Annotated in this window: 11 protein-coding genes and 1 tRNA gene; all 12 read right to left on the reverse strand. The window is 60.7% G+C overall.

The genetic code is table 11. The features are described 5' to 3' along the window. Window positions 1-60: 60 nt before the first annotated feature. The gene (gene fusA / locus VBE63_RS18915; RefSeq protein ID WP_323684577.1) at window positions 61-2,157 is read right to left on the reverse strand and encodes an elongation factor G; all 2,097 of its coding nucleotides are present in this window, start codon (window positions 2,155-2,157) and stop codon (window positions 61-63) included. A 54-nt stretch (window positions 2,158-2,211) separates the two neighbouring features. Beyond that, window positions 2,212-2,682 (reverse strand): 30S ribosomal protein S7, encoded by a 471-nt coding sequence (gene rpsG / locus VBE63_RS18920; RefSeq protein WP_201222278.1) that lies wholly within the window; start codon window positions 2,680-2,682, stop codon window positions 2,212-2,214. A gap of 84 nt (window positions 2,683-2,766) precedes the next feature. Then, complete coding sequence (rpsL, locus tag VBE63_RS18925; RefSeq protein ID WP_200343980.1) at window positions 2,767-3,141, reverse strand: 30S ribosomal protein S12; 375 nt, start codon at window positions 3,139-3,141, stop codon at window positions 2,767-2,769. Window positions 3,142-3,561: 420 nt separating this feature from the next. Next, entirely contained in the window at window positions 3,562-7,809 is a 4,248-nt protein-coding gene (rpoC, locus tag VBE63_RS18930; protein WP_323684578.1) for a DNA-directed RNA polymerase subunit beta', read from the reverse strand. Window positions 7,810-7,998: 189 nt separating this feature from the next. Continuing rightward, complete coding sequence (gene rpoB / locus VBE63_RS18935) at window positions 7,999-12,150, reverse strand: DNA-directed RNA polymerase subunit beta (RefSeq protein WP_323684579.1); 4,152 nt, start codon at window positions 12,148-12,150, stop codon at window positions 7,999-8,001. A 294-nt stretch (window positions 12,151-12,444) separates the two neighbouring features. Then, entirely contained in the window at window positions 12,445-12,825 is a 381-nt protein-coding gene (rplL, locus tag VBE63_RS18940) for a 50S ribosomal protein L7/L12 (RefSeq protein ID WP_323684580.1), read from the reverse strand. Between the two features lie 74 nt (window positions 12,826-12,899). Beyond that, on the reverse strand, window positions 12,900-13,427 hold the full coding sequence (gene rplJ, locus VBE63_RS18945; protein ID WP_323684581.1) for a 50S ribosomal protein L10: 528 nt from the start codon (window positions 13,425-13,427) through the stop codon (window positions 12,900-12,902). A gap of 290 nt (window positions 13,428-13,717) precedes the next feature. Then, entirely contained in the window at window positions 13,718-14,413 is a 696-nt protein-coding gene (rplA, locus tag VBE63_RS18950; protein ID WP_323684582.1) for a 50S ribosomal protein L1, read from the reverse strand. Then, entirely contained in the window at window positions 14,413-14,847 is a 435-nt protein-coding gene (rplK, locus tag VBE63_RS18955) for a 50S ribosomal protein L11 (protein ID WP_323684583.1), read from the reverse strand. Before rplK ends, rplA begins: the two co-directional genes overlap by 1 nt. 134 nt (window positions 14,848-14,981) lie before the next feature. Continuing rightward, entirely contained in the window at window positions 14,982-15,515 is a 534-nt protein-coding gene (nusG, locus tag VBE63_RS18960) for a transcription termination/antitermination protein NusG (RefSeq protein ID WP_323684584.1), read from the reverse strand. A gap of 1 nt (window position 15,516) precedes the next feature. Continuing rightward, complete coding sequence (gene secE, locus VBE63_RS18965; protein WP_323684585.1) at window positions 15,517-15,894, reverse strand: preprotein translocase subunit SecE; 378 nt, start codon at window positions 15,892-15,894, stop codon at window positions 15,517-15,519. A gap of 29 nt (window positions 15,895-15,923) precedes the next feature. Continuing rightward, window positions 15,924-15,999, reverse strand: a tRNA-Trp gene (locus VBE63_RS18970). Between the last annotated feature and the right edge of the window lie 114 nt (window positions 16,000-16,113).

The raw sequence follows: 16,113 nt of genomic DNA on the forward strand, positions 1-16,113 counted from the left end.
TGCCCGTATCCCCTCAGAGATCCACTGCAATGGTTAGCGAACGACGACCTGCGGTCGACGCTATCGTTTCTTCGCGACGGTCTCGGCGATACTCGCCGGAACCTCGTTGTACTTAGCAAACTCCATGCTATAGCTTGCGCGCCCCTGCGTTGCCGAACGGAGATCGGTCGCATACCCGAACATCGACGAGAGCGGCACTTCGGCGCGGATAATCTTCCCAGAAGGCGTGTCTTCCATGCCTTGGATCATCCCGCGACGGCTGTTCAGGTCGCCCATGACGTCGCCCATGTTTTCTTCGGGCGTCACCACTTCAACCTTCATAATCGGTTCGAGCAGAACCGGCTTGGCCTTCGCCGCGCCTTCCTTGAAGGCCATCGAGCCCGCGATCTTGAACGCCATTTCGCTCGAGTCGACCTCGTGGTAGGAGCCGTCGTAGAGCGTCGCCTTCACATCAACCACCGGGAAGCCAGCGATCACACCATTGGTCATCGCCTCTTGGATGCCCTTGTCCACCGCCGGGATGTACTCTTTTGGCACGGCACCGCCAACGACCTCGTTGACGAACGCATAGCCAGTGCCTGGCTCCTGCGGCTCGAGGCGAATATAGACGTGCCCATACTGACCACGACCACCTGACTGACGGGCAAATTTGGTTTCTTGCTCGATCTTTGTGCGAATCGTCTCGCGATAGCTGACCTGTGGCGCGCCGACATTGGCCTCGACATTGAACTCACGGCGCATGCGATCGACAATGATCTCTAGATGCAGCTCGCCCATGCCGGAGATGATAGTCTGCCCGGACTCTTCGTCGGAGCGCACCCGGAACGACGGGTCTTCTTGCGCTAGCTTCTGTAGCGCAACACCCATCTTCTCTTGGTCGCTCTTGGTCTTCGGCTCGACCGCAACCGAGATCACCGGCTCCGGGAACTCCATCCGCTCAAGCGTGATCGGCTTATCAAGTGCGCAGAGGGTGTCACCCGTGGTGACGTCCTTGAGACCAACCGCGGCCGCGATGTCACCCGCCCGAACCTCTTTGATCTCCTTGCGGTCGTTCGAGTGCATCTGCAAGATACGCCCGACCCGCTCCTTCTTGCTCTTAACCGGATTCAGCACGCTGTCACCCGCATTCAGCACGCCCGAATAGACACGGAAGAAGGTCAGCGTACCGACATAGGGATCGGTCGCGATCTTGAAGGCCAAGGCAGCAAAGGGCGCATCGTCCTTTGACGGGCGCTCTTCGACGGTCTCGGCGGCGTCATCCAGCACACCCTTGATAGCAGGCACTTCAGGCGGTGACGGCAGGTAGGTGACGACCGCGTCGAGCATCGCCTGCACACCCTTATTCTTGAACGCAGAACCGCAAAGCATAGGCACGATCTCGTTGTTGATCGTGCGCTTGCGAATGCCTGCGCGAATCTCGTCCTCGGTGAGCTCGCCACCCTCGAGGTACTTCTCCATCAGCTCTTCATTCGCTTCGGCAGCAGCCTCGACCAGCTTCTCTCGCCATTCTGCGCAAGCGTCAGCCATGTCTGCCGGCACGTCGCGGGCGTCGTAGGTCAGACCCTTGTCATCTTCGTTCCAGTAGATCGCGGTCATCCGCACCAGGTCGACGACGCCAGCGAAATCCTCTTCAGCACCGATCGGCAGCTGGAGCGGAACCGCAACAGCGCCCAAGCGATCCTGGACTTGACCAACGACGCGCAGGAAATTCGCGCCCATGCGATCCATCTTGTTGACAAAGGCGATCCGCGGCACGCCATACTTATCCGCCTGGCGCCAGACGGTCTCAGATTGCGGCTCAACGCCACCCACCGCACAGAAGACGGTACAGGCACCATCAAGCACACGCAGCGAGCGCTCGACCTCAATCGTGAAATCGACGTGCCCAGGGGTGTCGATGATATTGATCCGATGCTCTGGGAACTGCTGATCCATGCCCGACCAGAAGCAGGTCGTCGCTGCCGAGGTGATAGTGATCCCGCGCTCCTGCTCCTGCTCCATCCAGTCCATGGTGGCGGCGCCATCGTGCACTTCGCCGATCTTGTGCGACAGCCCGGTATAAAACAGGATGCGCTCAGTCGTCGTCGTCTTGCCGGCATCGATATGCGCCATGATGCCGAGGTTTCGGTACCGATCGATTGGTGTGCTACGTGCCACGACTGCGTTGCCTATTGCCTGAGGTGAATCCCGAGAGCTGCGCGCCAGCTTGCGCTACCAGCGATAATGCGAGAAGGCCTTATTCGCCTCCGCCATGCGATGCGTATCTTCCTTCTTTTTCACCGCGGTGCCACGCGCATCTGCTGCATCCATCAGCTCGCCCGCAAGCCGCAGCGCCATCGATTTCTCCGAGCGCTTGCGTGACGCATCGATGAGCCAGCGCATGGCCAGCGTGTTACGGCGCGATGGCCGTACTTCGACTGGCACCTGATAGGTTGCACCGCCCACACGTCGAGACTTGACCTCAACCACGGGGCGGACATTTTCCATGGCCTGATCAAGCAGCTCGAGGGGCTCAGCACCCTTCTTCTCGACCACCCGATCGAGCGCGCCGTAGATGATGCGCTCGGCCACGGCCTTCTTGCCGTCCTCCATCAACATATTGATGAACTTGGTGAGCAGCTCACTGCCATGCTTAGGGTCTGGCAGGATCTGGCGACGACCAACGATGCGTCTTCTCGGCATTGCTTTTCAGGCTCCGACTACCGATTAAAAGGGTTAGCGCGTTCGACCAGTCAGGCGTTGGACGAGGCGTTAAATATCGAGCGATCAGCTCTTGGGGCGCTTAGCGCCATACTTGGAACGGCCTTGCCGGCGCTTCTCGACCCCAGAGGCATCCAAGGTGCCGCGGACCGTGTGGTAGCGCACACCGGGTAGGTCTTTGACACGACCGCCCCGGATGAGCACAACCGAGTGCTCTTGCAGGTTATGTCCTTCACCACCGATGTAAGAAGCAACCTCGAAGCCATTGGTGAGCCGCACGCGGGCGACCTTACGCAGCGCCGAATTTGGCTTTTTCGGCGTCGTGGTGTAAACACGGGTGCAAACACCGCGCTTCTGAGGGCAGGCCTCGAGCGCCGGCACCGTACTCTTTGCCACACGGCGCTTGCGAGGATTGCGCACCAATTGGTTGACTGTCGCCATGACTGACTCCGACGGCTTGGATGCAATGTGTATGCACTATAGGTTTGAGCCCGCAGCCCCTGGCTGGCGACGCCCAAACTTGAAATTTTTGGTTGAGGGCGTCATCGAGACCCTTGCAAGAGACTCGATTGCGATACCCGAACTCAGCAGGACAGTGATGCAACGCCAAGACGAGCCGCAGCCGACCTAATCACCCAGGGAATACCGGGGCGAAGCACTCGCCAGCGAACAGCGAGAACGCAAATAGATGGCGGATGAGTCGACGAGAAGAGCGTGCCGCAGCGACCGTGCCACTCAAACAGCAAGCCGGCAATACAAATGCCGGCGAGCTAAGACGAGAAGTATATTCAGCAGCGCAGGCCCTGTCAACGGGCCATTGCGGTTCGATGACGGAGCCCCGCGATGGGGCTCCAGACAGGGCTACTCGGCCTCAGACTCCTGGGTATTGAGGGCCTGCTTCAGCGCCGCGGTGAGTTCTTCGTTGGCGAGCTCCATGCGCTCAGCCGCATCCCCCGGGCCATCGGCTTGGCGCCGACGACGACGCTCGTTGTGATGCGCTAGCCCGGTACCAGCCGGAATCAGACGCCCAACGATAACGTTCTCCTTCAGACCGTTAAGACCATCCACCGAGCCTCGCACAGCCGCCTCGGTCAGCACCCGCGTGGTCTCTTGGAACGAAGCTGCCGAAATGAACGACTCGGTCGCCAGAGAGGCTTTCGTGATCCCCAGCAACAGGGGCTCATAAAGCGCCGGATGCTTGCCCTCCGCCTTGACCCGCTCGTTCTCCAGCTGGAGCGTCGTCTGATCCACCTGCTCGCCGCGCAGCAGATGAGTATCGCCGGCGTTGGTGATCTCCACCTTGCGTAGCATCTGGCGCACGATCACCTCGATGTGCTTATCGTTAATCTTCACGCCCTGTAGCCGATAGACATCCTGGATCTCCTTGACCAGATACTCCGCCAGCGCCGTGACCCCCTTCAGCCGCAAGATATCGTGCGAGCTCATCTCGCCTTCGGAGATGATCTCACCGCGCTCGACGCGCTCGCCCTCGAACACGTTGACGTGTCGCCACTTCGGGATCAGCTCCTCGATGGTCTCACCATCGTCGGTCGTGATCACCAAGCGTTGCTTGCCCTTGGTCTCCTTGCCAAAGCTGATGGTGCCTGTGGCCTGCGCCATCAACGCCGGGTCTTTCGGCTTGCGCGCCTCGAACAGGTCGGCAACACGCGGCAGACCGCCGGTGATGTCGCGGGTCTTGGACGATTCCTGCGGGATGCGCGCCAGGATGTCGCCGACGCCAACATCGGCCCCGTCCGACACGGTGACGATCGCCCCTGAGGTCAGATAATAGCGCGCTGGCAGATCGGTACCGGCGATATTCAGCTCTTCGCCGTTGGTATCAAGCAGCTTGACCATCGGGCGCAGATCCTTGCCTGCGGCCGGACGCTGTTTCGGGTCCATCACCTCAAGCGAGGCCAGACCGGTCACATCATCGGTTTTACTCTGCACGGTCACGCCGTCGATGAAGTCCTCGAAGCGCAACACGCCGGCCACCTCGGTGACCACCGGATGGGTGTGCGGGTCCCAGGTGGCGACGATGGCGCCGGCCTCGACCTTATCGCCATCATTGATCGCAACCGTCGCGCCATAAGGGATCTTATAGCGCTCCTTCTCAAGACCCTTCTCATCGCTGACGGTCAGCTCGCCGGAGCGCGAGACCGCGACCAAGTTGCCGCTGTGATGCTGCACCGTCTTGATGTTATGCAGCTTGATGGTGCCAGCAGCCTTGACCTGAACATTACTGACCGCAGCGGCCCGTGACGCCGCGCCACCGATATGGAAGGTGCGCATAGTCAGCTGGGTACCCGGCTCACCGATCGACTGCGCGGCAATGACGCCAACCGCCTCTCCCATGTTGACACGGTGGCCACGGGCCAGATCGCGTCCATAGCACTGGGCACAGACGCCCAAGCGCGACTCACAGGTGATCGGCGAGCGCACCAGCACCTGATCGATACCCTCAATCTCGAGCTGTTTGACCCAGCCCTCATCGAGCAAAGTGCCGGACTCGCAGACGATGTCGTCGGTACCAGGGCGATAGAGATCCTCGGCCGTGACCCGGCCAAGGATGCGCTCACGCAGTGGCTCAACCACGTCACCGCCCTCGATGATCGGCGTCATCAGCAGACCACGCTCAGTGCCGCAGTCGACCTCGAGCACCACCATGTCCTGGGCGACATCGACCAGGCGACGGGTCAGATACCCGGAGTTCGCCGTCTTGAGCGCAGTATCCGCGAGCCCCTTGCGCGCACCATGGGTCGAGATGAAGTATTGGATGACATTCAGACCCTCGCGGAAATTCGCCGTGATCGGGGTCTCGATGATCGAGCCGTCCGGCTTCGCCATCAGACCGCGCATGCCAGCGAGCTGACGGATCTGCGCCGCTGAGCCACGGGCGCCGGAGTCGGCCATCATGTAGATCGAGTTGAAGGAGTCCTGCTCAAGCGGATTGCCATCGCTGTCGGTCACCAGCTGACCATCACTATCGATGACCTTATCCTTACCCAATTTGCGCATCATCGACTTGGCGACCTGGTCATTGGTCCGCGACCAGATATCGACCACCTTGTTATAACGCTCGCCGTTGGTCACCAATCCTTGTGTGTACTGGTCCTCGATCTCCTTTACCTCGTCCTCGGCATCGCCGATGATGCGTGCCTTCTCCTCCGGCACCTCCATGTCCTCAAGGCCGATCGAGACCCCAGCGCGGGTCGCCATGCGGAAGCCCATATACATGATCTGGTCAGCAAAGACGACGGTATCCTTCAAGCCCAGCACGCGATAGCAGGTGTTGATCAAGCCCGAGATCTGCTTCTTGCCAAGCGCCCGGTCGACCAGCTCAAATGGCAGGCCTTCAGGCACGATCTCCCACACCAATGCCCGGCCCAGCGTCGTCTCCCGAATGCCGACGCGCTCCTCGATGCTGCCATCCTCCTCGCGCACAACTTCGCGGATCAGCACCTTCACCCGCGCCTGCAAGGCCGCCTGACCAGTCTCGTAGGCACGACGCGCCTCGTCGATCCCTGAGAGGACTAAGCCCTCACCCTTCGCGTTGAAGCGCTCGCGAGTCATGTAATAGAGCCCGAGCACCACGTCCTGCGAGGGCACGATGATCGGCTCGCCGTTGGCCGGCGAGAGGATGTTGTTCGACGACATCATCAGGGCGCGAGCCTCGAGCTGCGCCTCGAGTGAGAGCGGCACATGCACGGCCATCTGGTCGCCATCGAAGTCGGCATTGAAGGCGGTGCAGACCAGCGGATGGAGCTGGATGGCCTTGCCCTCGATCAGCACCGGCTCGAAGGCCTGGATGCCGAGACGATGCAAGGTCGGCGCCCGATTGAGCATCACCGGATGCTCGCGGATCACCTCTTCGAGGATATCCCAGACCTCGGCGGTGCCACGCTCGACCATCTTCTTCGCCGCCTTGATGGTCGGCGCCAGTCCACGCAACTGCAGCTTGCTGAAGATGAAGGGTTTGAACAGCTCGAGCGCCATCAGCTTGGGCAGGCCGCACTGATGCAGCTTCAACGTCGGACCGACGACGATAACCGAGCGGCCCGAATAGTCGACGCGCTTGCCGAGCAAGTTCTGCCGGAAGCGGCCCTGCTTGCCCTTGATCATATCGGCGAGCGACTTCAGCGGGCGCTTGTTGGTGCCAGTGATCGCACGACCACGGCGGCCGTTGTCGAGCAGCGCATCGACGGATTCCTGCAGCATGCGCTTCTCGTTGCGCACGATGATGTCGGGCGCGATCAGATCCAACAGCCGCTTGAGGCGGTTATTGCGGTTGATCACGCGCCGATAGAGATCGTTCAGATCCGAGGTTGCGAAGCGGCCGCCATCGAGCGGCACCAGCGGGCGCAGTTCCGGCGGCAGCACCGGCAACACGGTCAGGATCATCCACTCAGGACGATTGCCCGAGGCCTGCAGCGACTCGATGAGCTTCAAGCGCTTGGTCAGCTTCTTCAGCTTGGTCTCGGAATTCGTGGCCTCCATGTCCTCGCGCATCTGGCGAATCTCGGCATCCAGATCCAAGCTGCGCAGTAGCTCGAATACCGCCTCAGCACCCATGCGAGCATCGAATTCGTCGCCATGGGTCTCAAGGGCTTCCAAATATTGATCGTCGGTGAGCAGCTGATTGCGTTCGAGATCGGTCATCGCCGGATCAATGACGACAAAGGACTCGAAGTAGAGCACGCGCTCAATATCGCGCAGGGTCATGTCGAGCAACAACCCGATGCGCGAGGGCAATGACTTCAGGAACCAGATGTGCGCAACCGGACTGGCCAAGTCGATATGGCCCATGCGCTCACGGCGCACCTTGGCCAGCGTGACCTCAACACCACACTTCTCGCAGACCACGCCGCGGTGCTTGAGGCGCTTGTATTTTCCACAGAGGCACTCGTAGTCACTGACCGGGCCGAAGACCTTCGCGCAAAACAAGCCATCACGCTCCGGCTTGAAGGTGCGATAGTTGATGGTCTCCGGCTTCTTGACCTCGCCGTACGACCAGGAGCGGATCATCTCAGGCGACGCGAGACCGATGCGGATGGCGTCGAACTCCAACGCCTGCCCCTGTTGCTTAATAATTCTGAGGAGATCTTTCATGGCAACACCAGGTGAAGTTTGAAGTGTGAAGCTCGAAGTTTGAAAAAGAAGAGGCGGTGAAAGGTGACGTCCGAAGAGCGAACATGGCTATCTTAAAGATGCGTTCAGGGGCAAGGCTCGAAAGGTCAAAGGCAGAAAAGCGAGAAGCGCGACAAGTCGCCCTTCAAACTTGCCCCTTCGGTCTTCTCCTCAGTCTTGCTCGAGCTCGATATTGATGCCAAGCGAGCGGATCTCCTTGACCAGAACGTTGAACGACTCCGGCATACCGGCCTCCATGCGATGGTCGCCATCGACGATGTTCTTGTACATCTTGGTCCGACCCGTCACGTCGTCCGACTTCACGGTGAGCATCTCCTGCAAGGTGTGCGCAGCACCGTAGGCCTCGAGTGCCCAGACCTCCATCTCGCCGAAGCGTTGGCCACCAAACTGGGCCTTACCGCCGAGCGGCTGTTGGGTCACTAGGCTGTAAGGGCCGGTGGAGCGCGCATGCATCTTGTCGTCGACCAGATGGTTGAGCTTCAGCATGTACATGTAGCCGACGGTCACCGGGCGCTCGAACGGCTCGCCACTGCGGCCATCGTAGAGCTTGGTCTGGCCCGTGGTCGAGAGCCCGGCAAGATCCAGCATGTACTTGATCTCTTCCTCACTGGCACCGTCGAAGACCGGGGTTGCCAGCGGCACGCCACCGCGCAGGTTGGCGGCCAGCTCCAGCACTTCCTCATCGCTCAGACTGTCGAGATCCTCTTGCTTGCCGCTGGTGTTGTAGACCTTGGCCAGAAAGCCGCGGAGCTCCTCGACACCGGCCTGCGCCCGCAACATCGCATCGATGCGTTGTCCAAGCCCCTTCGCGGCCCAGCCAAGGTGGGTCTCGAGCACCTGACCGACATTCATGCGCGAGGGCACGCCGAGCGGGTTGAGCACGATATCGACCGGCTCACCGTCGGCGCTAAACGGCATGTCCTCCTGCGGCACGACGCGCGAGATGACACCCTTATTGCCATGCCGACCGGCCATCTTGTCACCCGGCTGGATGCGCCGCTTCACCGCGACGTAGGTCTTGACCATCTTCAGCACGCCGGGCGGCAGCTCGTCGCCCTGGGTGATCTTGCGCTTCTTCACCTCGAAGCGCTCGCGGAACACCTCGCGCTGCTCCTTGATCTGCGCCGCCACCGCCTCGAGCTGTGCCGCCGCCTCCTCGCTGCGGATGCGGATCTCGAGCCACTTGTCTTTGCCCTGGCCTTCGGCCAGATCCTGCAGATACTTTTTCGTGATCTTATCGCCGGCCTTGAGCCCGCCCGGACCACCATCGGCGACCTTGCCGATCAACATCTTCTCGACACGCTGGAAGGTGTCCTGCTCCATGATGCGCAGCTGGTCGGCCAAGTCCTTACGCACCCGCTCGAGCTCGATCTCCTCGATCTGAGTCGCGCGCTTGTCTTTCTCGACGCCATCGCGGGTAAAGACCTGCACATCGACGACGGTACCGGACATCCCGGACGGCAGACGCAGCGAGGTATCCTTCACATCTGAGGCCTTCTCACCGAAGATCGCACGCAAGAGCTTCTCCTCCGGGGTCAGCTGGGTCTCACCTTTCGGCGTGACCTTACCAACCAGGATGTCACCGTCGCGCACCTCGGCACCGATATAGACGACGCCGGATTCATCCAACTTGCCGAGCGCGGCCTCGCCGACGTTCGGGATGTCGCTGGTGATCTCCTCCGGGCCGAGCTTGGTGTCGCGCGCCAGACAGGTGAGCTCCTCGATATGGATGCTGGTGAAGCGATCTTGCTGCACCAGACGCTCCGAGATCAGGATCGAGTCCTCGAAGTTGTAACCGTTCCAAGGCATGAAGGCGACGCGCAAGTTCTGCCCCAGCGCCAGCTCGCCCAGGTCGGTCGAAGGACCGTCGGCGAGGACGTCGTTGCGCACCACCAGATCACCAGGGACAACCAGCGGACGTTGGTTGATACAGGTGTTCTGATTCGATCGCGTGTACTTGGTCAGGGTATAGATGTCGACACCGGCCTCACCGGCCTCGGTCTCGTCATCATTAACTCGCACCACGATGCGTGCCGCATCCACCGCCTCGATGACACCGCCGCGCCGCGCCCAGACGACAACGCCGGAGTCCTTGGCCACCACACGCTCCATGCCGGTGCCGACCAGCGGCTTCTCAGCGCGCAAGGTCGGAACCGCTTGGCGCTGCATGTTCGAGCCCATCAGTGCGCGGTTGGCGTCGTCGTGCTCGAGGAACGGCACCAGCGAGGCCGCGACCGAAACGATCTGCCGCGGCGAAACGTCCATGAACTGGACCTCATCGGGCGCCTTCATGGTGAACTCGTTCATGTGCCGGCAGGAGACCAGGGCGTCGGTTAGCCGGTTGTCCTCATCCAGCGTGGCATTGGCCTGGGCGATGACGTAGCCGCCCTCCTCGATCGCCGACAGGTGAACGATCTCGTGGGTCGCCTGACCGCCTTCGACGCGACGATAAGGGGTCTCGAGGAAGCCGTACTTGTTGGTCCGGGCATAGACCGCGAGCGAATTGATCAGACCGATGTTCGGACCTTCAGGCGTTTCGATCGGGCAGACGCGGCCATAGTGGGTTGGGTGCACATCGCGCACCTCAAAGCCCGCGCGTTCGCGCGCGAGACCACCCGGCCCCAGCGCGGAGACGCGGCGCTTATGCGTCACTTCCGAGAGCGGATTGTTCTGGTCCATGAACTGCGACAGCTGAGAGGAGCCGAAGAACTCCTTGATCGCCGCCGAGACTGGCTTGGCGTTGATCAGCTCCTGTGGCATCAGCCCTTCGGACTCGGCCAGCGAGAGGCGCTCTTTCACCGCACGCTCGACACGCACCAGGCCGACACGGAACTGGTTCTCGGCCATCTCGCCAACGCAACGGATGCGTCGATTGCCTAAGTGATCAATATCATCAACGGTACCGCGACCATTGCGTAGCTCGATCAGAACCTTGAGCGCATCGACAATATCGGAGCGATCGCCGTTTTCCTCGACCAGCTTGGTCGAGAAGGCATCGGTGCGCTGCGAGAAATAGCGTCCGTCGTAGAGGATGCCGGGGCCTTCGGTCTCCTCGCGCAGTAGCCGACGGTTGAACTTCATCCGCCCGACGGCCGAGAGATCGTAACGCTCAGGCGCGAAGAACAGATTGTGGAACAGATTCTGTGCCGCCTCTTTGGTCGGCGGTTCGCCTGGGCGCATCATCCGGTAGACCTCGACCTGGGCCTCCAGCTCGTTGGTGGTCTGGTCGATCCGCAGGGTCTCGGACAGATAGGGGCCATGATCGAGATCGTTGACGAATAGGGTTTCGATACGCTCAATGCCCTTCTCGCGCAGCGCTGCCAGCAACTCCTCGGTGATCTCGCTGTTGGCCTCGGCGATAATCTCGCCGGTTTCGGTGTCGATCTGCGTCCGAGCCAGGGTTCGTCCGATTAGGAACTCGTCGGGCACCTCGAGTCGTTCGACGCCAGCCTTCTGCAGTTCGCGAATGTGCTTTGCGGTGACGCGGCGCCCGGCCTCGACGAGCAGCTGATCGCCGATCTTGACCTCGAAGTTGACGGTTTCGCCGCGCAGGCGTTCCGGCACCAGGTCGAGCTCAAGCGGGGTGCCGAGGTGGAAGCTGTCGGTCTCGAAGAACATCGAGAGGATGTCGTCAACACCGTAGCCAAGGGCGCGCAGCAGCACCGTCGCCGGCAGCTTGCGCCGGCGGTCGATGCGCACGAACAGGTTATCCTTCGGATCGAACTCGAAATCGAGCCAGGAGCCGCGGTAAGGGATGACCCGCGCCGAGAACAGCAGCTTCCCGGACGAGTGCGTCTTGCCTTTGTCGTGATCAAAGAACACGCCCGGCGAGCGATGCAGCTGCGAGACGATGACCCGCTCGGTACCATTGATGATGAAGGTGCCGGTCTCGGTCATCAGCGGCAGGTCGCCCATGTAGACCTCCTGCTCGCGGACATCCTTCACCACCTTCGAACCAGCCGGCGCGTCCTTGTCGTAGATCACCAGGCGCAGCAAAACCCGAAGTGGCGCCGCATAGGTGGCGCCGCGCAGATGACACTCACGGACATCGAAGGCCGGCTCGCCGAGCCGATAGCTCACATACTCGAGATGGGCGTTGCCAGAGTAGCTCTCGATAGGCAGCACGGTCCGGAATGCGGCGTGCAAACCGACCTCGTCACGCTCTTTAGGCCCCTTTTCCATCTGCAGAAAGTCGCGGTAGGAATCGATCTGGGTCGCCAGTAGGAACGGGACCTCCATGATCGTCGGGCGCTTGCCGAAGTTCTTGCGGATGCGCTTCTTTTCGGTAAACGAATAGGGCATGCTGCCTTCCCTCGTAATAGGTCTTTAGAGTAGCCTTGAACGTCCGCCGCAGGAGCGGATGCTGACCGGGCGTGATCTCCCCCTGGCATCATCCGATGCTCAACAAGGAGGAGTGAAACCGGCACGACCGGTCAGCTGTGCGAGCCGGGCCTGAGCAAAGGCCCGCCCGACGGCAATTGAGCGCCGGCATCCCAGCATGGCGCTGGCCTTATCAGCGGAAACGGCAAAAGGCCGGCGGCCCGAGGCCGCCAGCCTTCGTCGGTCCCAGCTTTAAGGCAGGGTACAAGGATGGCTTTACTTGATCTCGACAGCGGCGCCAGCCTCTTCCAACGTCTTCTTGGCCGCCTCGGCATCGTCCTTGGAGACCGCTTCTTTCAGCGTTGCCGGAGCACCCTCGACCGCGTCCTTCGCCTCTTTCAGGCCCAAGCCGGTCAGCGCACGAACAGCCTTGATGACCGCGACCTTGTTGGCGCCAAATGAGGTCAGCACAACATCGAACTCGGTCTGCTCTTCAGCCGGAGCAGCGTCACCACCGCCAGCAGCAGCAGGCGCCGCAGCAACCGCAGCCGCCGCGGTCACACCAAACTTCTCTTCCATCGCGCTGATCAGATCAACGACCTCCATCACCGTCATATTGGCAATGGCTTCTAGGATTTCGTCTTTAGAAACAGCCATGGGCTTATCTCCGTGTTAATGATTCGTTTGCAATGAATGATCGCTAATCGCAGGACAACAGGCCCCGCCGAGGATCAGGCCGCTTCTTTGGCGTCGCGCACCGCGCTGAGGGTACGCGCCAGCTTGCTCGGCACCTCGTTGAGCGTGCTCGCCAGCTTCTGGACGGGGGCTTTCATCACCGCCATCAATTGGCTGATCGCCTCATCATAGGTCGGCATCTTCGCAAGCTTGCTGAGCTCAGAGCCGTCCAAGAGCTGGCCACCGACCGCGATCATGCGGACTTGGAACTCTTTGTGCTCTTTGGCAAAGCTCTCAGCAACGCGACCGACGGAGCCCGGGTCGGACTGCCCAAATGCGAGCACGAGTGGGCCGGTGAGGGCCTCGTCCATGCAGGCAAAGTCAGTGCCAGCCAATGCACGCTTCGCAAGCGTGTTCTTGATGACCCGAACATAGACGCCAGCCTTACGCGCCTCGACGCGCAGCTTGGTCATCTGCTCGACAGTCAGCCCGCGATACTCAGCACCCACCGCCGAGTGTGCGGTCTGAGCGACCTCCGCGACCTCGGCGACGATGCGTTCTTTCTGGGCAAAGGTCAGTGCCACAGACGTCACCTCCTAATCGGATTGGAGTTAGACGAGCGTCCAACCCAGAGAATCAGGGCGCAGTTCCCTAGCAAACACCTGATCATGAACTGTGTACCGTTGCCAGCAAACCGGTTCCGGGACACCATCTACGCAGGCATTGATTAAGCCGAAACGCGCGCGCTTCCTGGCGCGACGCCCGACACCTGCGGTCTTTGACGGACGACGGCCGTTAAGGCCGCTGCCCCAAAGATCATCGAAGCACGCGGCAAACGGCGCCCATTCAGGAGCGCGTTATGCCGCATTGGCGATCAGAACGCGAGAGCGCTGTGATCGATCGTCAGCCCGGGTCCCATCGTCGATGAGACCGTGACCTTCTTCATATAGACGCCCTTGGCGGCGCTAGGCTTGGCCTTGGCCAGATTGGCCAGAAGCGCCTCGAGATTCTCGCGCAGCTTATCCGCGTCAAAGTCCATCTTACCGAGTGGGCAGTGGATGATGCCGGCCTTGTCCGTGCGGTAGCGCACCTGGCCAGCCTTGGCGTTTTGAACGGCCTCGGCCACGTTCGCTGTTACCGTTCCCACTTTCGGGTTCGGCATCAAGCCACGCGGACCAAGCAGCTTGCCCAGTTGTCCAACGACGCGCATCGCATCCGGCGAGGCGATGACGACATCGAAGTTGAGATTGCCGCCCTTCATCTCCTCGGCGAGGTCTTCCATACCGACGCGATCGGCGCCGGCCTCGGTCGCTGCCTCGACATTGGCGCCCTGCGTGAAGACTGCCACCCGAACCTGCTTGCCGATACCATGCGGCAGTACAGTCGAGCCACGAACCACCTGATCTGACTTACGTGGATCAACGCCCAAGTTCACGGCGACGTCGATGTTCTCAATAAACTTGACGGTTGAGACCGACTTCAAGAGCTCGAATGCCTCTTCGGCAGCATAGCTGCGGCCAGGCTCGACACGCTCGCGAATCGCCGCCGCGCGCTTCGTTAATTTTGCCATTACGCAATCCCCTCAACCTTTAGACCCATGGCGCGCGCACTACCCGCGATGGTGCGCACCGCACCCTCAAGATCTGCGGCATTGAGATCCGGCATCTTGGTGTTGGCGATCGCTTCAATCTGCTCGCGGGTCACCGTGCCGACAATGGCAGTATTCGGGGTCGCGCTGCCTTTCGCCACACCCGCCGCCTTTTTCAGGAGGATCGAGGCGGGGGGCGTCTTTGTGATAAAGGTAAAGCTGCGATCCGAGTAGACAGTGATGACGACTGGCGTCGGCAGCCCCTTTTCCATGTCCTGCGTCTTCGCGTTGAAGGCCTTGCAGAACTCCATAATATTGACGCCGTGCTGGCCCAATGCAGGACCCACTGGCGGGCTCGGGTTGGCCTCGCCGGCCTTGACCTGCAGCTTGATATAGGCGTTGACTTTCTTCGCCATGCTATAACACTCCTGTGGGTGCAAACGCTGGCGAAACACCAGCTCCCCGATGATGAGACCGCGCAAAAGGCAGCCGCTGACGAAACTGGCGGATGATCAACAGCGAACAGCCCGCCAAGACATTCAAATCCAGATCAGCCTTTCTCGACCTGACTGAATTCGAGATCAACAGGCGTTGAGCGGCCAAAGATCGACACCGAGACCTTCACGCGGCTCTTTTCGTAGTCGACTTCTTCCACGACGCCGTTAAAATCAGTAAATGGGCCGTCGGTGACCCGAACTACCTCGCCTGGCTCGTAGAGCACCTTCGGGCGTGGCTTCTCGACACCATCCTGAACCCGTTGACGGATCGCATCCGCCTGCGAATCAGGGATCGGCGCGGGACGATCACCCTTACCGCCGATAAAGCCCATCACCCGCGGCACATCCTTCACCAGATGCCAGGATTCGTCGGTCATCTCCATATTGACGAAGACATAGCCTGGAAAGAATTTGCGCTCGCTCTTGCGCTGCTGGCCGTTGCGGATCTCGACAACCTCCTCGGTTGGCACCAGGATCTCACCAAAGGCGTCTTCCATGCCGGCACGCGCGGCGCGCTCGCGGATCGCCTTTGCAACATGGCTTTCAAAGCCGGAGAAGGCGTGAATCACATACCAGCGCATGGCCATATCAGCCGCCGTTCCCGACCAGAAGGTTAAAGATCGTCCGTAGAATGGTATCGAATAGCCATAGGATGAGACCAAGGATAAAGACCATGACGATCACGACCAGCGTGGTCTGGATGGTCTCCTGACGCGTCGGCCAAACGACCTTGCGGACCTCCATGCGCGAATCGAGCGCGAAACGCCAGAGTTGACGACCTTGAGCGGAGGTCAAGGCCAAGGCCGCGGCGGCGCTCGCGATGACGAGCAAGCCCAAGGTGCGCAACAGCACCGAGTACGCAGCAAAGAAATAGAACGCCCAAATACCGCCTGCCAACAACAGGACCGCGACGGCGAGTTTGGCCGTATCCAGGCCGGTCGAAGCGGCCTCGGCTCGTGCATTCATGGGTTACCGGCACCCTGAGGGTGCATGTTTGGCAGGCCAGGAGGGACTCGAACCCCCAACCTGCGGTTTTGGAGACCGCTGCTCTGCCAATTGAGCTACTGGCCTAGAAAAATCGATTCCTGTCGATCACTTCCCTGTGCTGAGATATTGCTGGAATCAGCCTAGCACTAATGCCGGGCCTGCGCCCCAATCTTCCTCAATCCTATTGCCGCTAGCGGC

The sequence above is a fragment of the Lamprobacter sp. genome, assembly GCF_034860625.1.
Taxonomy (GTDB): domain Bacteria; phylum Pseudomonadota; class Gammaproteobacteria; order Chromatiales; family Chromatiaceae; genus Lamprobacter.